The organism is Limnohabitans sp. (genome assembly GCF_031538885.1).
Classification (GTDB): domain Bacteria; phylum Pseudomonadota; class Gammaproteobacteria; order Burkholderiales; family Burkholderiaceae_C; genus Limnohabitans.
In genome coordinates, this window is sequence record NZ_JAVKLW010000052.1 from 19,021 (window position 1) to 42,314 (window position 23,294).

At 58.2% G+C, this 23,294-nt stretch carries 19 protein-coding genes and 3 pseudogenes; 1 reads left to right on the plus strand and 21 read right to left on the minus strand.

All coding sequences use genetic code 11. The annotated features are described in order from the left end of the window. Positions 1-59: 59 nt before the first annotated feature. Together RMS03_RS03285 and RMS03_RS03290 are read right to left on the minus strand one after the other, a co-directional pair. Complete coding sequence (locus RMS03_RS03285) at positions 60-854, minus strand: enoyl-CoA hydratase/isomerase family protein (RefSeq protein WP_310625678.1); 795 nt, start codon at positions 852-854, stop codon at positions 60-62. 12 nt (positions 855-866) lie between these two features. After that, complete coding sequence (locus RMS03_RS03290) at positions 867-2,495, minus strand: carboxyl transferase domain-containing protein (protein WP_310625679.1); 1,629 nt, start codon at positions 2,493-2,495, stop codon at positions 867-869. 98 nt (positions 2,496-2,593) lie between these two features. On the opposite strand from RMS03_RS03290, the gene RMS03_RS03295 reads away from it, so the two are divergent. Then, positions 2,594-3,649 (plus strand): AraC family transcriptional regulator, encoded by a 1,056-nt coding sequence (locus RMS03_RS03295; RefSeq protein ID WP_310625680.1) that lies wholly within the window; start codon positions 2,594-2,596, stop codon positions 3,647-3,649. A gap of 40 nt (positions 3,650-3,689) precedes the next feature. On the opposite strand, the pseudogene RMS03_RS03300 reads toward RMS03_RS03295, so the two are convergent. From RMS03_RS03300 to glmS, 19 genes and pseudogenes are all read right to left on the minus strand, one after another. Further along, a pseudogene (locus RMS03_RS03300) lies at positions 3,690-4,329 on the minus strand (HAD family hydrolase). Then, entirely contained in the window at positions 4,326-4,730 is a 405-nt protein-coding gene (locus RMS03_RS03305) for a YchJ family metal-binding protein (RefSeq protein ID WP_310625681.1), read from the minus strand. Before RMS03_RS03305 ends, RMS03_RS03300 begins: the two are co-directional and overlap by 4 nt. A gap of 14 nt (positions 4,731-4,744) precedes the next feature. Continuing rightward, the gene (locus tag RMS03_RS03310) at positions 4,745-5,620 is read right to left on the minus strand and encodes a cupredoxin family protein (RefSeq protein WP_310625682.1); all 876 of its coding nucleotides are present in this window, start codon (positions 5,618-5,620) and stop codon (positions 4,745-4,747) included. Positions 5,621-5,688: 68 nt separating this feature from the next. After that, positions 5,689-6,855: an acyl-CoA dehydrogenase family protein gene (locus RMS03_RS03315; RefSeq protein WP_310625683.1), complete on the minus strand. Its 1,167-nt coding sequence runs from the start codon at positions 6,853-6,855 to the stop codon at positions 5,689-5,691. Positions 6,856-6,866: 11 nt separating this feature from the next. After that, positions 6,867-8,057 carry an acetyl-CoA C-acyltransferase gene (locus tag RMS03_RS03320; RefSeq protein ID WP_310625684.1) on the minus strand — a complete coding sequence of 397 codons (1,191 nt, stop codon included), beginning with the start codon at positions 8,055-8,057 and terminating at the stop codon, positions 6,867-6,869. A 38-nt stretch (positions 8,058-8,095) separates the two neighbouring features. Continuing rightward, the gene (gene can, locus RMS03_RS03325) at positions 8,096-8,749 is read right to left on the minus strand and encodes a carbonate dehydratase (protein ID WP_310625685.1); all 654 of its coding nucleotides are present in this window, start codon (positions 8,747-8,749) and stop codon (positions 8,096-8,098) included. 12 nt (positions 8,750-8,761) lie between these two features. Further along, positions 8,762-10,759 (minus strand): LTA synthase family protein, encoded by a 1,998-nt coding sequence (locus RMS03_RS03330; RefSeq protein ID WP_310625686.1) that lies wholly within the window; start codon positions 10,757-10,759, stop codon positions 8,762-8,764. A 46-nt stretch (positions 10,760-10,805) separates the two neighbouring features. Beyond that, positions 10,806-11,441 (minus strand): annotated as a pseudogene (locus RMS03_RS11620) (acyl-CoA dehydrogenase family protein); the annotation flags it as partial. A gap of 71 nt (positions 11,442-11,512) precedes the next feature. Continuing rightward, a pseudogene (locus RMS03_RS11625) lies at positions 11,513-12,056 on the minus strand (acyl-CoA dehydrogenase family protein); the annotation flags it as partial. 21 nt (positions 12,057-12,077) lie between these two features. After that, the gene (locus tag RMS03_RS03340) at positions 12,078-12,509 is read right to left on the minus strand and encodes a PaaI family thioesterase (RefSeq protein WP_310625688.1); all 432 of its coding nucleotides are present in this window, start codon (positions 12,507-12,509) and stop codon (positions 12,078-12,080) included. Further along, positions 12,506-12,949 carry a MerR family DNA-binding transcriptional regulator gene (locus RMS03_RS03345; RefSeq protein WP_310625689.1) on the minus strand — a complete coding sequence of 148 codons (444 nt, stop codon included), beginning with the start codon at positions 12,947-12,949 and terminating at the stop codon, positions 12,506-12,508. The genes RMS03_RS03340 and RMS03_RS03345 overlap by 4 nt, the downstream gene beginning before the upstream one ends. Positions 12,950-13,009: 60 nt before the next feature. Next, complete coding sequence (locus RMS03_RS03350) at positions 13,010-13,927, minus strand: SprT family zinc-dependent metalloprotease (RefSeq protein ID WP_310625690.1); 918 nt, start codon at positions 13,925-13,927, stop codon at positions 13,010-13,012. Between the two features lie 10 nt (positions 13,928-13,937). Next, a complete protein-coding gene (locus RMS03_RS03355) occupies positions 13,938-14,684 on the minus strand; it encodes a lysophospholipid acyltransferase family protein (protein WP_310625699.1) in 747 nt (248 codons plus the stop codon). Beyond that, positions 14,684-15,277 (minus strand): D-glycero-beta-D-manno-heptose 1,7-bisphosphate 7-phosphatase, encoded by a 594-nt coding sequence (gene gmhB / locus RMS03_RS03360; RefSeq protein ID WP_310625691.1) that lies wholly within the window; start codon positions 15,275-15,277, stop codon positions 14,684-14,686. Before gmhB ends, RMS03_RS03355 begins: the two co-directional genes overlap by 1 nt. A 9-nt stretch (positions 15,278-15,286) precedes the next feature. Beyond that, positions 15,287-17,503, minus strand: a complete 2,217-nt coding sequence (glyS, locus tag RMS03_RS03365) for a glycine--tRNA ligase subunit beta (RefSeq protein WP_310625692.1) — start codon at positions 17,501-17,503, stop codon at positions 15,287-15,289. A 17-nt stretch (positions 17,504-17,520) separates the two neighbouring features. After that, on the minus strand, positions 17,521-18,441 hold the full coding sequence (glyQ, locus tag RMS03_RS03370) for a glycine--tRNA ligase subunit alpha (RefSeq protein ID WP_310625693.1): 921 nt from the start codon (positions 18,439-18,441) through the stop codon (positions 17,521-17,523). Positions 18,442-18,505: 64 nt separating this feature from the next. Beyond that, the gene (gene lnt, locus RMS03_RS03375; RefSeq protein ID WP_310625694.1) at positions 18,506-20,140 is read right to left on the minus strand and encodes an apolipoprotein N-acyltransferase; all 1,635 of its coding nucleotides are present in this window, start codon (positions 20,138-20,140) and stop codon (positions 18,506-18,508) included. A 3-nt stretch (positions 20,141-20,143) separates the two neighbouring features. Then, on the minus strand, positions 20,144-21,028 hold the full coding sequence (locus RMS03_RS03380; RefSeq protein ID WP_310625695.1) for a CBS domain-containing protein: 885 nt from the start codon (positions 21,026-21,028) through the stop codon (positions 20,144-20,146). Positions 21,029-21,173: 145 nt separating this feature from the next. Further along, complete coding sequence (gene glmS, locus RMS03_RS03385) at positions 21,174-23,066, minus strand: glutamine--fructose-6-phosphate transaminase (isomerizing) (protein ID WP_310625696.1); 1,893 nt, start codon at positions 23,064-23,066, stop codon at positions 21,174-21,176. Positions 23,067-23,294: the final 228 nt, after the last annotated feature.

Sequence of the window (23,294 nt, forward strand, 5' to 3'; positions counted from 1 at the left end):
GTCTTTCTAAATTCAAGGCGAGGCATGAAATTGCGAATGGTCAAGCGATGTAGGCCACATCAAAGCAGCCAGTTGGGTTTGCGTTTTTGCAAGAACGACTGCACGCCCTCTTTGCCTTCTGCGCTTGAACGAATGTCGGCAATCCCTGCCACGGTGTGCGCCACCAAAGCGTCGTCGATCTCGCGCTCGGCCACGTCTTGCACCAAGCGCTTGCAGGCACACACGGCGTTGGGGCTGGCACTGACCAAGGCGCTGGTCAGCTCGGCCACTTTGGCATCCAACGCATCCGAAGTCACCACCTCATGCACCAAGCCCATGCTGTGTGCCTCGCCTGCGCTGAAACGCTCGGCCGTTAAAAAGTAGCGATGCGCCGCGCGTGCGCCCATGGCGCGAATCACATAGGGGCTGATGGTGGCGGGGATGAGGCCAAGCTTCACTTCACTCAAACAATAGGTAGCAATGTCCACACTCACCGCCATGTCGCACGCAGCAACAAGGCCCACACCGCCCGCAAACACATCACCTTGCACGCGGGCGATGGTGGGCTTGGGGCATTCGTAAATCGCACGCAGCATGGCGGCCAACTGACCTGCGTCGGCGAGGTTTTCGTCACGCGTGTAGTCGGCCATGCGGCGCATCCAATTCAAGTCGGCACCTGCGCAAAACGCGGGGCCTTCTGCGGCGAGTACGACACAGCGCACCTCGTCGGCAAGGCCTGCTTCAGAGAAAGCGGCTGTCAGCTCGGCAATCACCTCGTCGTTGAACGCGTTGCGCACCTCGGGGCGGCAGAGCGTGAGGGTGCGAATGGCACCTTGGTTTGTGATGCTCAGTGCAGTGGGTGTCGTTGCGCTCATATCCATCGTCCCTCACATGCGGAACAAACCAAATTTGGTTTCTGGAATCGGCGCGTTGAGTGACGCGCTCAATCCCAATGCCAAGACGCGGCGTGTGTCGGCGGGGTCAATCACGCCGTCGTCCCACAGACGGGCTGTGGCGAAATAGGGGTGGCCTTGGTGTTCGTACTGTTGGCGAATGGGGTCTTTGAAGGCTTGCTCTTCTTCGGCACTCCACTGGCCGCCTTTGACTTCAATGCCATCGCGCTTGACCGTGGCCAACACGCTGGCCGCCTGCTCGCCGCCCATGACGCTGATGCGTGCATTCGGCCACATCCACAAAAAGCGCGGGGCGAATGCACGGCCACACATGCCGTAGTTGCCCGCTCCAAAACTGCCGCCAATGATGACGGTGAACTTAGGGACAGCGGCGGTGGCGACAGCGGTAACCATCTTCGCGCCGTTACGGGCGATGCCTTCGTTTTCGTATTTGCGCCCCACCATGAAGCCGGTGATGTTTTGCAAAAACACCAGTGGGATTTTGCGTTGGCAACACAGCTCAATGAAGTGCGCGCCCTTCAAGGCGGATTCGCTGAACAAGATGCCGTTGTTGGCAATGATGCCCACCGGCATGCCTTCGATGCGCGCAAAGCCGCACACCAGCGTGGTGCTCCCACCGGAGGGGGCTCCGCCCCAGCGCGATTTGAACTCGTCAAACTCAGAGCCATCGACGATGCGGGCAATGATTTCGCGCACATCAAAAGGCTTGCGCGTGTCGGTGGGGATGACGCCATACAACTCTTGCGCGTCGTACTTCGGAGCCACAGGTGCATGGATGGCGATGTTGGGCTGCTTGTGTTGGTTGAGGTTCTTCACCGCTTGACGCGCCAGCGCCAGCGCATGCACATCGTTGTGCGCCAAGTGGTCGGCCACGCCCGACAAACGTGTGTGCACATCGCCACCGCCGAGGTCCTCTGCGGTCACCACCTCGCCTGTGGCAGCCTTCACCAAAGGCGGGCCACCTAAAAAGATGGTGCCTTGGTTTTTCACAATGATGGTCTCATCGCTCATGGCCGGCACATAGGCGCCGCCTGCGGTGCAACTGCCCATCACCACGGCGATTTGTGCAATGCCCTGCGCACTCATGTTTGCTTGGTTGAAGAAGATGCGGCCAAAGTGGTCACGGTCTGGGAACACCTCGTCTTGGTTGGGCAAGTTGGCACCGCCCGAGTCCACCAAGTAGATGCATGGCAAGTTGTTTTGTTGCGCAATCTCTTGCGCACGCAAATGCTTCTTGACGGTGAGGGGGTAGTAGGTGCCGCCCTTCACGGTGGCGTCGTTGCACACGACCATGCAGTCCACACCGCTGACGCGACCAATGCCGGCAATCAGGCCCGCGCACGGCGCGTCGTCGTTGTACATGTGCAGGGCAGCGAGTGGGGCCACCTCTAAAAACGGGGTTCCGGGGTCGAGCAACATCTGCACACGGTCACGGGGCAAGAGCTTGCCGCGGGCTGTGTGTTTGGCACGGGCGGCTTCGCCACCGCCGACCGCAATTTTTTCAAGATGGACTTTGAGGTCGTCCACCACGGTGCGCATGGCAGCGGCGTTGGCCGTGAAATCGGCAGAGCGTGGGTTGAGCTGAGAGTGCAAAACAGTCATCGTGCTTTCCTTGAAAGGCGTATGTCTGCAAGCTTAGGCTGTTTGACGCTACGGCATGTGTCAGATGGGTTGCAAATCCTGCCACAATGATGACTCCTATGGTTCACCCTGCCCCTGCCCCTGCCCCTGCCCCTACCCCTACACCCACGCCAACGCAAGGCCGCGCCGAAACGCCTATTGCTTTTATTCAGGCGATTACAGCCGCCTATGCACAACGCGGCTTGGATGTCAGCGAGGCTTTGATCAAGGCACAAATCGAGCCAAAACTTCTCAAGAAAAATAATACCCGCGTCACCGCCATGCAAATGGAGTTGTTTTCGGGATTGGCCATGCAAGAGCTGGATGACGAAGGCTTAGGCTGGTTCAGCCGCCGCCTGCCGTGGGGCAGCTATGGGCTGCTGGTGCGCGCCTCGCTCACCTCGCCCACGTTAGGCTTGGCGCTGACGCGCTGGTGCCGCCACCACGGTTTGTTGACCGAGGACATTCACCTCTCCCTCACCGAGCGCAACGGCGTGGCCACCTTGCAACTCGACGAGGTGCGCGACCTCGGCGTGTTCCGTGAGTTTTGCGTGGTGTCGGTGTTACGCAATGCCTTGGGCGTGGCGTGTTGGCTGACCGATTCGCGCATCCCGCTGCTGGCCACGCAGCTGCGTTTTGCGCCGCCCGCGCATGCCGACAGTTACCGTGTGTTGTTTGACGGTCCCACGCATTTCAAAGCCAGCGCGAACAGCTTGGCGTTTGATGCGGGCTACCTCGCCTTGCCGGTACGCCGCGACGAAGCGGCACTGCAACAGATGCTGCAACGCGCCTTGCTGCTGACGGTGCGGCCCTACCGACGTGACCGATTGCTGGTGGCGCGCGTGCGACAAACCTTGGGCCAACACCCAGCGCACAGTCGCAATGCCGACGACTTGGCCGCATGGCTGAACATGTCTGCCCGCACGCTGCACCGCCAACTGCAAGAAGAAGGCGCCAGCCTGCAGCAACTCAAAGACAGTGTGCGTGAGCAACGTGCACGCGCGCTGCTGCTGCGCACCAGCAAACCCCTCAAGCAAATCGCCACAGAAGTGGGGTTTTCGAATGAGAAAAGTTTTATTCGGGCCTTCAAAACTTGGACGGGGCAAGCGCCTGAGTCATTCAGACAAAGCGCGTGAGCCCTGCGTGTGCTTAGGCCAGTCGCGTGCAAGGGTGGCGTTAAAAGCGTAAGTCGTTCATGTGCGCAAACACATGCGTGGCACTGGCCTGCGTCAGCACATCCGTGGGTGCAAGCGGCGGGGCATAGGCCCACACCGTCGCGCCAGCCGCCACACCCGCCGTGATGCCCAGAGGCGTGTCCTCCACCACCAAGCACCGCGACGGGGCAACCTGCAAATGCGCCGCGGCGGCCAAGTACACATCAGGGTGCGGTTTACTGCGTGGCATTTCGTGGCCACTGAAAATGCGGCCTTCAAAAAACTGAGCCAAGCCCACGCGCTGCAACATCATCTCCACCTTGAGTCGGTCGGCGCCTGACGCCACGGCGATGCGGCCTTCGCAGCGCTCGTGCACATGGTGCACAGCGTCGTGGACGCCGTCGATGGCGGTGATTTCGTTGTCAAGTCGTACGTTGCGGCGGCGGTAGAACTCGTCCATGAACGCCTCCGTCAAGGGCTTGCCCGTGTGCGCTTCAATCAAGTCGGCGCGGCTGCGCACGGTGTGCCCCACAAAGTGCGTCATGCACTCGGCTAGCTCCAAGCGCCAGCCGTTTTCATCCAGCATGTCGCGCAGCGCAGGCGATGGCTTCGCTGTCGATCAGCACCCCGTCGCAATCAAATAAAACCGCTTGAAATGTCATCTCGGGTCGCCATCCACATAAAACCAACGATCGGCTTCGCGCACGAATCTGCTGCGCTCGAGCAGGCGAACTGCTTTGCCATCAAGACGGTAACGCGCCACAAACGCCACCTCGGCTGTATCCGCGCCTGTGACTTTGTGCTCTCGAACCTCAAGACCTAGCCACTTGGCACCTGCATCCAAGTCAAACGACGCAGGACATGTGCTGTTGTGCCATGTGGTCCGCAAGTAGTCAGCTCGCGCCAACACAAACGCGCAGTAGCGGGATCGCATGAGATGCTCGGCATCGGGAGCTGGCGTAGTGGCGAAATGTTCCACAAAGCGGCCGCAACAGTCGGCGTAAGCCACGGCTCGCTTCTTGGCATTCACGCGTCCGCAAGGGCAGCTAGCAAGTGCGGTCATGTCAGCTGTAGAAATTAAGGCAATACCAAAATAGTGCCACGCATGCCTGCGTCGTAATGGCCGGGCTCGAAGCACGCGATGTGCAACACGCCTGCATCAGTGAAGGCCCACACCAGCTCACCCTTGCTACCAGCAGCCACGCTCACGGCGTTGCCAGCGTGGTGGTTGTGGCTGGTGTTTGGCTTTTTCATTTCTTCGGCATGGGCTTGCAACTCGGCCTCTGTGCCAATGATGAACTCATGGCGCACTTTGCCCGTGTTCACCAGTTGGATTCGAACGGTTTCGCCTGATGTGGCTTGCCAGTTGTCAGGCGTGAAGCGCATATCGTCACTGAGCGTCACCGTCACGGTGCGCGTCGGGGCTACTGCGCCCGCGCCACTGTGCTCGTGAGCATCTTGTGTTTGTAAGGTAGCTTCCCCATGGCTGTGACCGTGACCATCGCCCGCTTGCCCTATCAGCTGCAACCACGCCAAAGCTGAGCAAGCACAGACCACTGCAATTGAGAACAAAGCGTAGGTGATGAGTCGATTGACCGACATGCGCGTGCGCCAATCCATGTAGTACATGGCCAGCAAACTCAAGGCAAAGCCCAAGGGAACGACCCACACGCTACGGTCAGGTGAATCAGGAAAGTGTTGCAGGCCGCCCGTGAAGAAACCAAGCCCAATAGACGACACAATGCCGACGCCTAACACATCGGCCCAGCTTTGACGCTGCGCGTCTTGCACGCGCATTTCTAGCCACGAGCCGAGCAAGTAAAAGCACACGCCAAATGCGGCGGTGATGGCCGAGCGGCTTTCGCTGAACATGCCGTGGTTTACTGCGCCCGCAATGAAGCTGATGCCGCCGTATTTCAGCAAAGTGGCGGTATGGGTAGTGGCGAAGGACATAGACAGCTCCGTTTTCAAACTACCGCCATTGTCCTGCACGTAGTGTCAGCCTTGGCTGGCAGGGGGCTTTAAGCCAGTGCGCGTTGGATGATGATTTTTTGTACGTCGCTGGTGCCTTCGTAAATTTGGCACACGCGCACATCGCGGTAGATGCGCTCCACGGGGAAGTCGCTGACCACGCCATAACCACCCAAGGTTTGAATGGCGACGCTGCACACCTGTTCGGCGGTTTCGCTGGCAAAGAGTTTGGCCATGGCCGCCTCTTTCAAGCAAGGCAAGCCAGCGTCGCGCAAGGCAGCGGCGTGGTACATCAACTGACGTGCGGCTTCGAGTTGGGTGGCGCAATCGGCCAAACGAAAGCCCACCGCTTGGTGGTTGAAGATGGCGGTGCCAAAGCTCACGCGTTCTTTGCTGTAGTGCAAAGCGGCTTGAAATGCGCTGCGTGCCATGCCAATGCTTTGTGCGGCGATGCCAATGCGCCCGCCTTCTAAAGCAGACAGGGCAATCTTGTAGCCCTCGCCTTCCGAGCCAATCAAGTTCTCGGCAGGGATGCGGCAGTTGTCAAAGTTGATTTGCGCGGTGTCGCTGCTGTGTTGGCCCAGTTTGTCTTCGAGGCGCGCCACTTGGTAGCCGGGTGCGCTGGTGGGCACGATGAAGGCGCTCATGCCTTTTTTGCCTGCGCCTTTGTCGGTGACGGCGATGACGATGGCGACGTGGCCGTTTTTGCCGCTGGTGATGAATTGCTTCACCCCGTTGATGACGTATTCGTCGCCTTGTTTGGTGGCAGTGGGCCCTTCCTGTGACGCGGACACCCGCGTCGCGGTTGTCCTGAGTGCAGAAGCGTCAGAGCCGACATGCGGCTCGGTCAAACAAAACGCGCCCAGCATCTGCCCTTGGGCCAAGGGCGTGAGCCATTGTTTCTTTTGTGCGTCGTTGCCGTAGCGCATGAGGATGGCGTTGACGGGGCAGTTGGTCACGCTGATGGCGGTGCTGGTGCCGCCGTCGCCTGCGGCGATTTCTTCTAAAACAATCGCGAGTGTGGTGTAGTCCAAGCCTGCGCCGCCCAAGTCTTCGGGCACACAAATGCCATAGGCACCGAGCGCGGCCAAGCCCTGGTGCACCTCATGCGGAAAGGTGTGCGCTTTGTCCCACTGGGCCGCGTTGGGCCAGAGTTCTTGTTGGGCAAAGTCGCGCACCGCGTCGCGAATCATGGTTTGGTCTGGGGTGAGCAACATGGCACGCGTCCTTAAATAATTTCCAACGCCACCGCCGTGCCTTCACCGCCGCCGATGCACAAGGTGGCCAAGCCTTTTTTGAGGCCACGTGCTTTGAGGGCGTGAATCAAAGTGACCATGATGCGCGCACCCGATGCGCCAATGGGATGACCCAAGGCACACGCGCCGCCGTTGACGTTGACCTTGTCGTGCGACACGTTGAGCTCTTTCATCAAAGCCATGGGCACCACCGCGAACGCTTCGTTGACTTCCCACAGGTCCACGTCTTCCACTTTCCAGCCGGCTTTGGCCAAGGCTTTTTGTGTCGCGCCCACGGGGGCGGTGGCAAACCATTCAGGTTCTTGCGCGTGGGTGGCGTGACTCACGATGCGGGCCAATGGCTTGCAGCCTAACTTTTTGGCTGTGCTCTCGCGCATCAACACCATGGCTGCGCCGCCGTCGTTGATGGACGAGCTAGAAGCGGCGGTGATGGTGCCGTCTTTTTTGAACGCAGGTTTGAGCGAGGTGATTTTGTCGAGCTTGATTTTTCCTGGGCCTTCGTCAATCGAGACCACGGTATCGCCCGCACGAGTCTTGACCGTGACGGGGGTGATTTCGGTGGCGAAAGCGCCACTCTCGGTGGCGGCTTTGGCGCGCTGGACGCTGGCGGTGGCAAACGCATCTTGCTCGGCACGGGTGAAGCTGTATTTGGCCGCGCAGTCTTCACCAAAGGTACCCATGCTGCGGCCTGGCTCATAAGCGTCTTCCAAGCCATCGAGCATCATGTGGTCAAAGATGCGGTCGTGGCCAATGCGATAGCCGCCGCGGCCCTTGAGCATGAGGTAAGGCGCGTTGGTCATGCTCTCCATGCCACCGGCCACCAACACATCGTGTGTGCCTGCGATCAACATGTCGTGCGCAAACATCGCGGCGCGCATGCCTGAGCCGCACATTTTGGACAGGGTCACTGCGCCAGCCGACTTGGGTAACCCGCCTTTGAACGCGGCTTGGCGAGCAGGGGCTTGACCTTGACCCGCCATCAAACAGTTGCCAAACAACACCTCCGTCACCCACTCTGGGTTGATACCCGCACGCTCGACAGCAGCCTTGATGGCGGCGCCGCCTAGGTCGTGTGCGGCGAGGCTAGAGAAGTCGCCTTGAAAACTGCCCATAGGTGTGCGCGCAGCGCTGACGATGACGATGGGGTCTGTGTGGGTGGTCACGTGAGGGATCCTGCTGCGGGTTTGAAAAATGAAAACGGTTATGCGCCGCGTGGGTATTTCTTGAAGGCGCGACGAAAGACATCGACGACTTCGCCGGGACGGCTCATCGTCACATCCAAGTCATGGGCCAAGCCGTCGGAGACGCGGTAAATCCAACCATGAATCGCGACTTTTTGCCCACGGCTCCAAGCATCTTGCATGACGTTGGACAGCGCGACGTTGCCCACTTGCTCAATGACGTTCATCTCACACATGACTTCTTCGAGTTGCGCTTGCGGCAAATGGTTGAGGCGCTGACGATGGCGCAAACGCACGTCTTGCACGTGGCGCAGCCAGTTGTCGGCCAAACCAATGCGCGTGCCGCGCGTGGCGGCCAAGACGCCACCACAACCATAGTGGCCCACGACCATGATGTGTTCGACCTTCAAACAATCGACGGCGTATTGAATGACAGACAACGCATTCAGATCCGAATGCACCACCACGTTGGCGATGTTGCGATGCACGAACACTTCACCAGGATCGAGGCCCGTAATTTGGTTGGCCGGCACGCGGCTATCGGAGCAACCGATCCACAAATACTTAGGTGACTGCTGTTGCGACAAACGCGAGAAGAACCCAGGCTGCTCGCGCTCCATGCGCTCGGCCCATTCACGGTTGTTGTCGAAAAGATGTTTGAGAGAGTGAGGCATGTTTGATGTTTCCTACCGTTTGGGGTGCGCAGCTTGATGAATGTGGTGACGGACATTCCAGTCCATCAATGCCACGCGGGCACGCGCTTTGGCGTCTTGCTGAGGCGCCCATTCACACACACTTCCGACAGGTTGACAAGCCAAGGTGTTGGCGCTGCTCATACTCCAAATCGCGTCGTTGGTGCGTACTTGGCCAATGAAGGTGACGGCCATGGCCTCGGCGGTGCTTCGCGCTGTAGGGCACACGGCCAAGTTACGCCCCGTCATCAGATAGCCCTCACCAATGCCCAGCATGGGGAACAGGGTGGGGAACATGTCTAAATGGCTGGCGACTTGTTGCAAGGCTTGGGGACAGGCCAACTTACCTGCGCCCCACACGATGAAGGGCACTTGCTGGCGCAAGATTTGACGGCTGGGGGAGATGTACTGACCAAAGGTGCGCACGTTGTGGTCGCCTGCTGCGGCTACCACCGTTCGTGCCGCAGCAGGGCTTGCCTCTACCGCTGTGACGAACTTGGCCAATTCGTCATTTGCATAGCGATAAGTTTGTAAATTTGGTATCAAACCCTCTGCCCCTTTTTCACCTGGCCACTTGTTGATGTCAAACGCAAAAGGCTTGTAGTCCGAGGGCAACTCATACGGGGGATGGTTGGTGGTGGACATGGCGTAAATAAACAATGGCCGGTCTTTGGGCTGTTGGGCCAAGCGCTCTTCGATGGCGCGAAACATGTAGGCATCCCACACGCCCCAAATGCCACCCTCAGCCCCTGGGTACTTGGCGCGCAAGGTGGCGGCATCGATGACTTCATCAAAACTTTGTGTCAGCAAAACACGGTTGAGTTCGCGCCAGCCAGACTGGCCAGAGGTGACAAACAAGGTGTCGTAGCCTGCTTTTTTGAAGGCGAACGGTACACCCCAATCCAGCTGAATATGCCTGTATTTGCCGTTGGTGATGGGCGTGACAGGGGTGTTGAACAAAATCGCTTCCAGCGCGGGGTGCGTGCCATGATGCGCGGCGTCGAAGTTATTGAAGACCCATGCATGGTCGAGTTGATGGTTCAAACCCGCCAGCACATCCAAGTCTTTGGATTGGTATTTGAAAGGCTCGGCACTCCACGACTCCATCTGGAAGAAGACCAAATTCTTGCCATTGGGTTGGTTGCGCCCTGAGGCCATCAAGGCGCGCTGCACACCTTGCGGCGTGGTGGCCGTGATGCCGTAAGCACGTGCCGCCTCTTGGTAGGTTTGAAACCCAAAAGCTTTGAGGCCTGTGTCTTCTTCGCCAATATCAATTGATGAACGGTAAGCATCCCAGGCGTTGTAGAGCGCGGTTACCCCGTTGGGGATGACGTTGTTCAAAAACGGTTTGCTGGTGGCGGTGATATTGTCCAACTGCAAGGCCATGCCTTTGAGCGTGCCCTTGCCCACCATCAAGACGAGGAGCAACAAGACAGGAATCCACAACAAGTGCCACGCACGCACCCAACGCGATTGCACCCACACCAGCACGCGCTGGCCCACATGCAAGGCAGCGGCATTGGCAGACCACACGGCCAGTGCCAGCACCGCGGCGATTTGCAGCATGGGGAAGTCTTGCCAAATGGTGTGCAAAACAGCCACCGTGTCATCATCGGCCAAGCCAAAGATCACACTGTCGATGGGCAGTTTGTAAAAGCCGTAGTAGTAAAAGTTGATGACAGCCAACACCGCAAAAACGCTCGCCCAGACTTGAATGAGCACCGCACTCATGCGCCAGCGCCAGCCCAACAGCGGGAACAACAGCAGCGCAGCAATGGCCCCCATCTTCAGGTCAAACCGAAAGCCCATCAGCATGGCAACGGGCAACTCGGCCCACAAATCAGCACCTGGGCTGGGCCAGTAGTAACCCAGCATCAAACAGCGCGCAAGGCTGAACCACGCAGCCAAGGCCACGCCGACACACAAGCCCAAACTCAAACCGTGCAAGACAGCGCGAAGCGGGGCCAAGAAGAGGGCAAAAAATTTTGTCATTCAGTCACACATTCCAAAGGAAAGCACTCCGAACCAGAGCGCACCCTTACATTGTCTCGGCAAACAGTTCGCGGCCAATCAACATGCGACGAATTTCGCTGGTCCCCGCGCCAATTTCGTACAACTTGGCATCGCGCCATAGACGGCCCAAGGGGTATTCGTTGATGTAGCCATTGCCACCAAAAATTTGTACGCCTTCACCCGCCATCCAAGTGGCTTTTTCGGCTGTCCACAAAATCACAGAGGCGCAGTCTTTGCGAACTTGGCGCACATGGTCAGCACCCAACATATCGAGATTTTTCGCTACGGTGTAGGCAAACGAACGCCCCGCTTGCAGCACGGTGTACATGTCGGCGACTTTGCCTTGGATGAGTTGGAACTCGCCAATGCTTTGGCCAAACTGCTTGCGGTCGTGGATATAGGGGATGACGTTGTCCATCACCGATTGCATGATGCCCAAGGGGCCGCCCGTGAGCACGGCGCGCTCGTAGTCCAAGCCGCTCATCAACACTTTGGCGCCCATGTTCAAGCCGCCCAAGATGTGGCTTTCAGGCACTTCGACGTTTTGAAACACGAGTTCACCGGTGTGGCTACCCCGCATGCCCAGTTTGTCGAGTTTTTGCGCGACGCTGAAGCCCTTCATGCCCTTCTCGATCAAGAAGGCTGTGATGTTGCGTGCGCCTCCGCCTGCCGCACGGCCGCCCGAAGGCAGGCGAGCCCCCTCGGGGGGCGGCGAAGCGTGGGGGCCCTCGCTGTCAGGCTCAGTCTTGGCGTAGACCACAAGCGTGTCGGCGTCTGGGCCGTTGGTGATCCACATCTTGCTGCCGTTGAGCAGGTAGTAGCCGCCTTTGTCTTCCGCTTTGAGCTTCATGCTGATGACGTCTGAGCCCGCGCCAGGTTCGGACATGGCCAAGGCCCCCACATGCTCGCCGCTGATGAGTTTGGGCAGGTACTTGGCGCGTTGCTCTGGTGTGCCGTTGCGTTTGATTTGATTCACACACAAGTTGCTGTGCGCGCCGTAAGACAGGCCCACGCTGGCAGAGGCCCGCGAGATTTCTTCCATGGCAATCATGTGGGCCAAGTAGCCCATGTTGGCACCGCCATATTCCTCACCCACGGTGATGCCCAACACACCGAGGTCGCCCATCTTGCGCCACAGGTCCATGGGGAACTGGTCGTCATGGTCAATCTGCGCGGCGCGTGGTGCGATTTCGGCTTGCGCGAAGTCGCGCACGGCATCGCGCAGGGCGTCGATGTCTTCACCGAGTTGAAAGTCCAGGCCTGGTAAGTTGCTCATGCTTGTCTCCTGTCGTTGGCTTTAGTAGGTTTTGTTGACGGTGGCGAGGGTTTGCTGCATCAACGCGCAGGGCGATTCACCACCATCGTCGTCAAGGTGTACCACTTCGGCAGTGGTGATGATGAGACGTTTGCCCACACGCACCACATGGCCGCGTGCGCGTAATTCGCCACCTTGGAAGGCGGCTAAAAAATTGATCTTGTATTCCACCGTGGTCACTTCTTGCCCCTCTGGCGCCACGGTCAGTCCGGCATAACCCGCCGCGATGTCGGCCAGTGCGCCCATGGCACCCCCGTGGTAGCCCCCCTGCTGCTGGGTAACGCGCTCCGAGTACGGCAAGGCGACTTCCACCTTGCCCGGGGCCACTGCCACGATGCGGGCACCCAGGTGCTGCATCATGCCTTGGCGCACAAAGCTGGCGTCAATGCGGGCGTGGAGTTTAGGATGCGTCATACGTGACCTTTCGCGATTTTTACAGTTTTTTGGGTGGGCTTTTTGATGGGCTTGTCACCTTGCTTGGCGAGCAGGCTACGAGCTTCTTTTTCGTGGGCCTTGACTTCATCGAGGTTGGCTTGAATTTCACCCATTTGTGCTTCTAGCTCACGCTTGTGGGCATCGAGGACCTGCAAGAACTTTTGTAGCTGCGGGCCCGTGTCGCGTGGGCTGTCGTACATGTCGATGAGGTCTTTGGCCTCATTCAACGACAAGCCCAGGCGCTTGGCGCGCAGGGTGAGTTTGAGGCGCGTTCGGTCGCGGTGGCTGTAGACACGGTTACGTCCGCCAGGGCCCGAACGTTCGGGCCGCAACAAGCCCATGTCTTCGTAAAAACGGATGGCCCGTGTGGTGAGGTCAAACTCCCGCGCCAAGTCGCTGATGGAATAGGTGGTCGCCATGATGTCCTTGTTTACGTTTACGTAAACGTCAATTATGGCGGGAAATCTCCTGAAACCAACTCAAGACCACGGGGGTAAGGGTTCATCCTTAAGGACACGGCGGCGCTGCGCATAGTCGGGCATGACGCTTTGCACGGTCTCCCAAAAGCGCGGGCTGTGGTCCATGACGCGCAAATGGCTGAGTTCGTGGGCGACCACATAGTCAATCACGTCGCGTTTGTGGTGGACCAACCGCCAGTTCAGTCGAATAGCGCCGTTAGCACTGGCACTGCCCCAGCGCGTGGCCGCGCTACTGAGGGACACACGCTGCCACTGCACACCCAACTGCGGCGCAAAGTGGTCGAGGCGTTCCACAAACAAAGCTTTGGCTTGGCGCATGAGCCAGGCTTGCACAGCGTCCCGAATTTGCGGGGGTTCGGCGTTGAGCGGTAGCCCTAGACGCAGCGTATGGCGCAAGGGCATGCGCTCGACCAAAGAGGCAGGGGACGGCTCCGCGGGCTCAAACTGTGCACTGTTTTTTTTCAAGGCACGGGTGGAGTCCAGCACAACTTGCATGGGTTGGCCCAAATACGGCAGCACGACACCATCGGCCCAGACGATGCGGGCGGCGCCGAGCTGCTGTTGCCGCTCTTGCATCTCGACCAACTTACGGGCAATCCAATCGGTTTTTTCGCGCAGTGCGGATTCCACTTCGCCCACCGTCACCCAGCGTGGTGCGCTGACTTCCAAACCATCGGGGCCAATCGCCATGCCGATGGTGCGACGCTTGCCGCGCCGAAAGGCATAGGTCACATCGGCGTTGCCCAACTGAATGCGCCTTGTGGCGCGGGGGTGTGCGTAATGGGCCTTGGGCAGAACTTGCGCCAAAGGCTCCGAGGGGCGATGCGGGCCTTGCACCGCAGGAGGCACGATGCGCGGCGGAGCTGGGGCAGGCCCGCCCTCAAACATGTCGAGCACGAGTTGCAAGAAGCGGCCCATGCGTCGTGGCTCAGTGTTGGCCGTTGTAGGCCTCAGGATCGAGGCGCTGCATTTCGGCTTCGATCCAGATTTCGACTTCACGCATCAACTCGTCTGCCTCGCGCCCCACGCTGGAAATGGGTTTGCCAATGGAGACATCCACCACGCCTGGGTACTTGATGAAGGCTTTGCGAGGCCAACACTTGGCCGACGTCACGGCCACGGGAATCACGGGTGCGCCCGTGGCAATGGCCAAGCGGGTGCCACCGCTTTTGTAGCTGCCGCACTGACCGCGTGGAATGCGTGTGCCTTCTGGAAACATGATGACCCACACGCCTTTGGCCAACAGGGCTTTGCCTTGCTCTACCACTTTGGCAAATGCGCGTGCGCGTTGGCTGCGGTCGATGTGGATCATGTCCAGACTGCCGATAGCCCAACCAAAAAATGGCACATACAACAACTCTTTTTTGAACACGTAGGCCAAGGGGTGCGGCATGATGGCCGGCATCAAAAACGTCTCGTAGGTGGACTGGTGTTTGACCAACAAGATCGCAGGGCTGGTTTCGCCCGCAGGCAGGTTGTCTTGGCCTTGAATGACGTAGCGAACACCCATGATGACGCGTGCGGCGTCCACACTCAAGGTCAACCAACGCTGCGCCAGCGCATACAGCTTGTCACCTGGAGTGCCGAGCAAGCGAGCCAACACGATGAGCGTCGCATAGGGAATGACGGTGACAAACATGAAGGCCATGTGGGCAGTGGAGCGCAGCATGGCCATCATGCTTTGGCTCCGGCTTTATGGGCTTTGCTTGCCGCTTCGGGTTGCGTCAACAACCAATCGGCGAAGGCGCCGAGGTCTGCATGCACGTGCGTCCCCGCAGGAAATTCAGTCGGCAAGGTTTTGCCCTTGAGGCACTCGCCTTTGCCAGTGAGCACCAAATGCGTGGCACAGTCCGCAGCGGCACCGGCTTGTAAGTCGCGCAAGGTGTCGCCCACAGCGTGTACGCCCGTCAAGTCCATTCCATAGCGCTCGCCAATTTGCTCAAACAAACCAGGGAGGGGCTTGCGGCAGTTGCAGGTTTCTTCGGGGCTGTGCGGGCAGTAAAACACGGCGTCAATGCGCCCGCCTGCGGCCGCCAAAAGCTTGTGCATTTTGGTGTGCATGGCGTTGAGGGCGGCGACATCAAACAAGCCACGGCCTAAGCCGGATTGATTGGAAGCCACTGCGACATGCCAGCCGGCATGGTTCAAACGCGCAATCGCTTCGAGTGCGCCGGACATGGGGATCCACTCATCGGCCGATTTGACGTAGTCGTCGCGGTCTTGGTTGATGGTGCCGTCGCGGTCGAGGATGACGAGTTTGGTTTGCATGGTGGGGTGTTAAGCAACGAGGCAGGACAAGTCGGCCACACGGTTCATGGCGAGGTGCAAGCTTTTGAGCAGGCCTTGGCGGTTGAGGCGCAAGTCCTTCTCTTCGGCGTTGACCATCACGTCGTCAAAGAAGGCGTCCACAGGCGAGCGTAAGGTGGCCAAGGTTTGCAGCGAAGCGGTGTAGTCGCCTGCGTTGAACTGCGCTTCGGATTCGGGCAACAGTTTTTGCATGACGGCGTAGAGGGCTTGTTCGGCGTCTTCTATGAACAAGGCGGTGTTGACATTCGCATCGACTTCGCCAGCTTTTTTGAGCACATTGCCAATGCGTTTATTGGCGGCGGCAAGAGCAGGCGCTTCAGGCAACGCGGCAAAGGCGCGGACCGCAGCGAGGCGTTTGGCCACGTCGCTCAAGCGTTGGGGGCGCAAGGCCAAGACGGCTTCGACTTCTTGCGCTGAGTAGCCTTGCTCGCGCAGGCCGACTGAGAGGCGGTCGTAAATAAAGGAGCTCAGAGCCGCAGCGGGGTCGGTGATTTTGTCGCCGAAGGCCGGAATGGCTTGTGCAATCAGTGCGTCCAATGCCACATCCAAATTGGCCTCGCTCAACATGCGCACCACGCCCAAAGCGTGGCGACGCAATGCAAATGGATCTTTGTCGCCGGTCGGCAAATTGCCAATGCCAAACATACCCACTAGGGTTTCAAGCTTATCAGCCAAGGCAACCACAACGCCCACGGTATTGCGTGGCAATTCGTCGCCGGCAAAGCGTGGTTTGTAGTGGTCTTCAATGGCTTGTGCCACGTCCTCGCCTAAACCATCGTGGCGCGCGTAGTAGCCGCCCATGATGCCTTGCAACTCGGGAAACTCGCCCACCATGTCGGTGAGCAAGTCGGTCTTGGCGAGTTGCGCAGCGGTGTCAATATCACGCTCAAACGTTGACAAAAACGCAAGCGCTTTAATTTCTGCATTCATTGCGGCCTCGCTCTTTGCGCTACGCAACAAAGCGGCAATGCCTTTGGTAATGGCGCGCACACGGTCGGTGCGCTCACCTTGGGTGCCAAGTTTGTTGTGATACACAACCTTGGCCAAACCGTCCACGCGCGAAGCGAGTGTCTTTTTGCGGTCTTGGTCAAAGAAAAATTTGGCGTCAGCCAAACGGGGGCGCACCACGCGTTCGTTGCCACCAACGACTGCCGACGCATCATCAGGTGTGATGTTGCTGACCACCAAGAATTGGTGCGTAAGCTTGCCTGCGGCATCAAGCAACGGGAAGTATTTTTGGTTGGCCTTCATCGTGAGGATGAGGCATTCTTGGGGCACGTCGAGGAACTGTTTTTCAAACTCGCACACCAACACGTTGGGGCGCTCCACCAAGGCAGTGACCTCTTGAACCAATGCGTTCTCAAGCAAGACCTCTTCTGCTTCTGTTTCGGTGAGAGCTTGCATTCCACGCTCAACTTCAAGTGCGGCATTGCATTGCTTTGCTTTTGCTCGCAGTTGTCGGATCATTTCTCGACTACGGCCTTCATAACTGGCGATGACTGCGCCGTCATTGGCGAGTGTTTCAGCGTACACGTCGGCATTGGCCAACACCACAGGCGACACTTTGGCCTCAAAGCGGTGGCCTTGCGTGCGGTTGCCCGCAGTGAGGCCCAAGGCTTTGACGGGCACCACGGTGCTGCCGTGCAAAGCGACCAAGCTGTGCGCAGGGCGCACAAAATTAACGCTGCTCCAGCCGGGCAATTCACAGTCGGTTTCAAGCTGATAGCTCATCACTTTCGGGATGGGCAATTTAGCAATGGCTTCGCTCAAGGCTTTTTGCAAGCCATCCGTCAAGCTCGCGCCTTGGACGATGCTGTCGTAAAACAAAGCTTCGGCTTTGCCGTCGGGGGCGCGTTTGAGTTGCGCCACGGCTTCGGGGCCTGCGCCCAAGGCTTGGAGCTTTTTCAGCAAGGCAGGCGTGGCGTTGCCGCTGGCGTCTAAGCCCACAGTGACGGGCATGAGTTTTTGCTGCACCGCTTTGTCAGCAGCCAAAGCAGACACGGCGGTGATGTGCGCAGCCAAACGGCGTGGTGAGGCGTAGGCGGTCACGACCGAGTTGGCAGCCGTCAAGCCTTGGACTTTGAGTTGTTCAAACAGCACGCCAGAGAAAGCGTCGCCCAGCTTTTGCAACACCTTCGGTGGCAGCTCTTCCACGAAGAGTTCGATGAGTAGGTTTTGGGTGGTCATGTTTTGGTGTCCTACGCTCATGCGGTCTTCTTGGGCATTTGTTCGACCCACGCACGCGGGGCCATGGGAAAACCCAATCGCTCGCGGCTCTCGTAATAGCTTTGCGCCACCGCGCGTGCGAGGTTACGGATGCGGCCAATGTAGGCGGCACGCTCGGTCACGCTGATGGCACCACGGGCATCTAGCAAGTTGAAGGTGTGTGCGGCTTTGAGCACTTGCTCATACGCAGGCAAGGCGAGTTGCGCGCCCACGAGGTGCTGCGCTTGTTTCTCGTGGGCACCAAACGCAGTGAACAAGAACTCGGCATCGCTGTGTTCGAAGTTGTAGGTGGATTGCTCGACTTCGTTTTGTTTGTAGACGTCGCCATAGGTCAGTTTGTTGCCCTTGAGGTCATCGGTCCACGTGAGGTTGTAGACGTTGTCCACGCCTTGCAGGTACATGGCCAAGCGCTCGAGGCCGTAGGTGATTTCGCCGGTGATGGGTTTGCAATCAATGCCGCCGACTTGCTGGAAGTAGGTGAATTGCGTGACTTCCATGCCGTTCAACCAAACTTCCCAGCCCAAGCCCCAAGCGCCCAAGGTTGGGTTTTCCCAATCGTCTTCGACGAAACGGATGTCGTTTTTCTTGAGGTCAAAGCCTAGCGCTTCAAGCGAGCCCAAATACAGCTCCAAGATGTTGCTGGGCGCGGGCTTCAACACCACTTGGTATTGGTAGTAATGCTGCAAGCGGTTGGGGTTCTCGCCATAACGGCCGTCTTTGGGGCGGCGGCTGGGTTGCACATACGCGGCTTTCCAAGGCTCTGGCCCTAGGGCGCGCAAGAAGGTGGCGGTGTGCGAGGTGCCAGCACCGACCTCCATGTCGATGGGTTGCAACAAGGCGCAACCCTGTTCGGCCCAGTAGGACTGGAGTTTGAGAATGATTTGTTGAAAAGTCAGCATGCAAGGTGGCCAGCAAACGCTGGCAAATTAGGCTGCGGGTCAAGACGCCCGCAAACCTCTGATTTTACGGGCCGAAACGCCTCTGACCGTGGCGCGATGCATGTGCCATCCCCGCGACGATCAATAAGGTGAGTAAGGCCAGCATTGCCAGTGGCCACAGCCCCCACACGGACACCCAGCGGGCATACGGCGTGATGGAGCCATGTACGCCATAGACATCGGCGGTGAGTGCACCCTGTACGGCGCTTGGCAAACGGTGTGTTACTTGGCCTTGTGCATTGATGATGGCGGTGGCGCCTGTATTGGTGGCGCGCAGCATGGGGCGGCCCAGTTCTAAGGCCCGCATACGGGAGATGTGCAAGTGCTGATCGATGGCCACTGTGTTGCCAAACCACGCGATGTTGCTGAGGTTGACCATCAAGGTCGGAGCTTGATCGTGATCTGCAAAACTGCGGGCCATCTCCTCGCCAAACAAATCTTCGTAGCAAATATTGGGAGCGATGCGTTCGCCTTTGAAGATGAAGTTCGGTTGAACCACATCGCCACGCGTGAAGTCACCCAAAGGGATGTTCAGCAGCTGCACAAACCACTGAAACAAGGGGGGTACAAACTCGCCAAACGGAACAAGATGATGCTTGTCGTATTGATAGGTGGCCGTGGATGCGGGCGTGACTTGTGGCATCAAGCCCAAGACAGAGTTGCTGTATTGCAATTGGCCTTCCTCGTTGCGTCGGACAAGGGGCAAGCCAATCAACGCAGCTTGCGAGCCTTTGGAGAAATGTGTTTGCAGTTGTGCCCAGTAGTGCTCGGGCATTCGCTCTGGGATCAACGGGATGGCGGTTTCGGGGGTGACTATCAAGTCACTGCCGCCCGTGAGCAAAGCGTCGCGGTAGTCGTGCAGCGCTTGGTTCACGCCTTCTGCGAATTTCAAGTCTTGCGGGATATTGCCTTGCAGCAAGGTGACGCGCAAAGAGTGTGCCGACCGCTGTTCGTTTTCTGTGTGACGGCCGGGGGATGTGAGCCAAGTAAAGCCCAAAACGGTCACGCCGAGCGTGATACTGACAAGGGTGGCTCGTGAAGTGGAACGATAGCCTCGGCGTTCTGCTGCGACGGCCATAGCAAGAAAGGCCGACAAAGCACATAGGCCGTAGACGCCCACCCAAGGGGCCCAGTGCTGCAACAAGCTATCCACATGTGCATAGCCCACGGCGCCCCAAGGAAAGCCCGTCCAGAGCGTGCCACGCGCCATTTCAGCTAGCGCCCAAACGGCGGCAAAGGCACAAGCACGCGGGAATACGCCAACGCTTGTTTGACAAATGGCATAGAAAGCGGCACTGGCCATCCCATAAAACAAGGCCAAGCCTGCGGACAACGCAAAGACTGCGATGGCGGCAACTGGCACAGACAGGCCACCGTAGCGATTCATAGAAATAAACAACCACCAAGTAGAGCCGATGAGCCATGCCAGCGAAAAGGTCCACCCTGTGGCGAATGCCTGTTTGCCCGATTGGCTTCTGTCCAAAAGTCCAGCCAATACCGCCAAACTGACGCACTGCAACCACCCTTGGGGAACGCCTTTGAAGTCACCTTCAAACGGCCAAGCCAGCGAGAGGGCTTGGGTGAAACCAAAGAAGATGAGCCATGTGGTGGTGGTGACGTTCAAAGGCCACCGCTTGGATTGCTGTGCGTTGTCGTGCATGCCTTACTGCGATGCTTTGTCGATCGGCGCGGGATACGCCTTGAACCACTTGACTGCGCCGCCACGGGTGTGGAGAACTTCAAAGCGTAGTTTGTTGATTTCAAAGTATTCACCGCGGCGTGGCACGTGGCCCATGGCATGTGCAATGAAGCCACCGATGGTGTCGAAGTGCGTGTCTTCGCTTGCTTCTGCGGCTGTAACTTCGAGGTGTGTGCCGAATGCTTCAGCGACACGCTCCAAAGAGGCATCACCGCTGACCCTATAGGTTTGATCTGCAAGGGCAAAGATGTCTCCCACATCTTCTTGGCTGTCGAATTCGTCTTCAATGTCACCGACGATTTGTTCAAGCACATCTTCAATCGTGATGAGTCCGGCAATTCGTCCGAACTCATCGACCACCAAGGCCATGTGATTGCGTGTGTTACGAAATTCGCGGAGCAAGTCGTTGAGTCCTTTACTCTCTGGCACGAAGACGGGGAGGCGCAGCAAGGTTCGGATGTTGAGTAACGGTGCGCGCTGAAGTTTGAGCAAATCTTTCGCCAACAAGATGCCAACCAAGTTGTCGCGCTCTGTCTCGTAAACTGGGAAGCGTGAGTGCCCTGTGTTGATGACTTGGTGCAGACTTTCCTCGATGGGCGCGTCTAAGTTGATGAGATCCATGCGTGGGGCAGCCACCATGACCTCGCCTGCTGTGAGGTCCGCCATGCGTAGCACACCTTCGAGCATGAGCCGGCTTTCGGCACCAATGACTTGGTTGTCCTCTGCATCGGAAAGGGCATTGAGAAGCTCTTCACGCGAGTCGGGGCCTGGGTGTATGAACTCAAGCAAACGTTGCCAATAGCTGCGCTTGTCTTGCTTTTCTAATTCACGGGAATGCGGGGGGATCACAGTGTTGCAGCGAAAAGCTGCGAGAGTCTTACAAGCCTTAAGCATAGCCCATGCGCTTGGGCTTTTGTCTTACTCAGCAGCTTATCGGGAGGTTTTGCAAGGGCGTTAAATATAGTGACGCAATCAAAATTACTCACTTGCGCGACTACTCCACTGTGACCGACTTCGCCAGATTGCGCGGCTTGTCCACATCCGTGCCACGCGCACACGCGGTGTGATAACTCAGCAACTGCAAAGGCACCACGTGCAAGATGGGCGAGAGCACGCCGTAGTGCTCGGGCATACGGATGACGTGCACGCCTTCGCTGCTTTCAATCTTGGTGTCGCCATCGGCCAGCACGTACAACACGCCGCCACGGGCGCGCACTTCTTGCATATTGCTCTTGAGCTTTTCTAGCAAGGCGTCGTTAGGTGCCACTGTCACCACAGGCATGGCACTGGTGACGAGTGCCAAGGGGCCATGCTTTAACTCACCTGCGGCATAGGCCTCGGCGTGGATGTAGGTGATTTCTTTGAGCTTCAACGCACCTTCGAGCGCGATGGGGTAGTGCGTGCCACGGCCCAAGAACAAGGCGTTTTCTTTGCTGGCAAAGTCTTGCGACCACGCGATGAGCTGCGGCTCTAGCGCCAGCACGGCTTGCAAAGCGGCGGGCAAGTGGCGCATGTCTTTGATGTGTGCCTCTTCTTCTTCTTCACTCAAATGGCCCTTGGTTTGTGCCAAAGCCAAGGTCAACAAAAACAAACCTGCAAGCTGCGTGGTGAAAGCTTTGGTGGACGCCACGCCAATCTCTGCACCCGCACGCGTAACATAGGCCAGCTTGCACTCACGCACCATGGCGCTGGTGGACACATTGCAAATGGTGAGCGTTTTGTCCATCCCCAAACCTTGCGCGTGGCGCAGCGCGGCCAAGGTGTCGGCCGTCTCGCCCGACTGACTGATGGTGACCACCAAGCTGTAGGGGTTGGGCACCGATTCGCGGTAGCGGTACTCGCTGGCAATCTCCACTTGGCAAGGAATTTTGGCAATCGCTTCTATCCAATACTTGGCCACGCAGCCGCTGTAGTAGCTGGTGCCGCAGGCGAGGATGAGCACGTTGTCCACAGCTTTGAACACCGAGTACGCGCCGTCACCAAACAACTCGGGCGTGATGCCCTCAATGCCTTCTAGCGTGTCGGCAATCGCGCGCGGCTGCTCGAAGATTTCTTTTTGCATGTAGTGGCGATACGGGCCCAACTCTGCTGCGCCGCTGTGCGCTTGCACAGTTTTGACTTCGCGCGTGACGGCCTTGTGGTGGCGATCTTGCACCCAGTACTTACCAATTTGAATGTCCACCACATCGCCCTCTTCGAGGTACACGATTTGGTCGGTCACGCCCGCCAAGGCCATGGCGTCGCTGGCGAGGAAGGTTTCGCTGTGCGTTTTGCCCACGCCCAAGATGAGCGGAGAGCCCGCGCGTGCGCCGATGACGCGGTGCGGCTCGTCTTTGTGGAACACGGCAATCGCATACGCGCCGTGCAGTTGAACGATGGCGGCTTTGACGGCCTCAAACAAATCGCCGTTGTAGAGGCTGTCCACCAAGTGGGCGATGACCTCGGTGTCGGTTTGGCTTAAAAACTCATAGCCCTTGGCTCGCAGAGCGGCACGCAACTCGTCGTGGTTTTCGATGATGCCGTTGTGCACCAAGGCCACACGGCCCAATTTGTTGGGCACATCGCCTGTGTAAACACCTGCGCCAGCGCCCGTGCCGTGGCTGAAGTGGGGGTGCGCGTTGTGCACCGCAGGCGCACCGTGCGTGGCCCAACGCGTGTGCGCAATGCCAATGCCGCCTTCGATGTGGTCGGCCTTCACCTGATACATCAGCTCAGACACACGCGCCGTGCTGCGCGTACGCTGCAAGCCGCCCTGCTTGGTACCCAAACTGGCCGCATGCACCGCCACGCCGCACGAGTCATAGCCACGGTATTCCAAACGCTGCAAACCTTGCACGAGGATGGGAACGATGTTGCGGGGAGAAACGGCGCCGACAATGCCACACATAAAGAGCACTCCTAAATTGGGTTACCCGAATATTAGGCGCCACCTAGAGAAATTTTTGTACATTTTTTATATTATTTGAATGAAAATTAGGCGGATTCAAGGACGAAGTGCAACAAAGATGAACTGGTTATAGGTGGCTGAGGATGCGAGAGCATCATGGCCGCTTTAACCGCCAAGTCGAAGTTGCCCAATGTACAAGCACCTCAGCCGAGAAGAACGATACCAAAT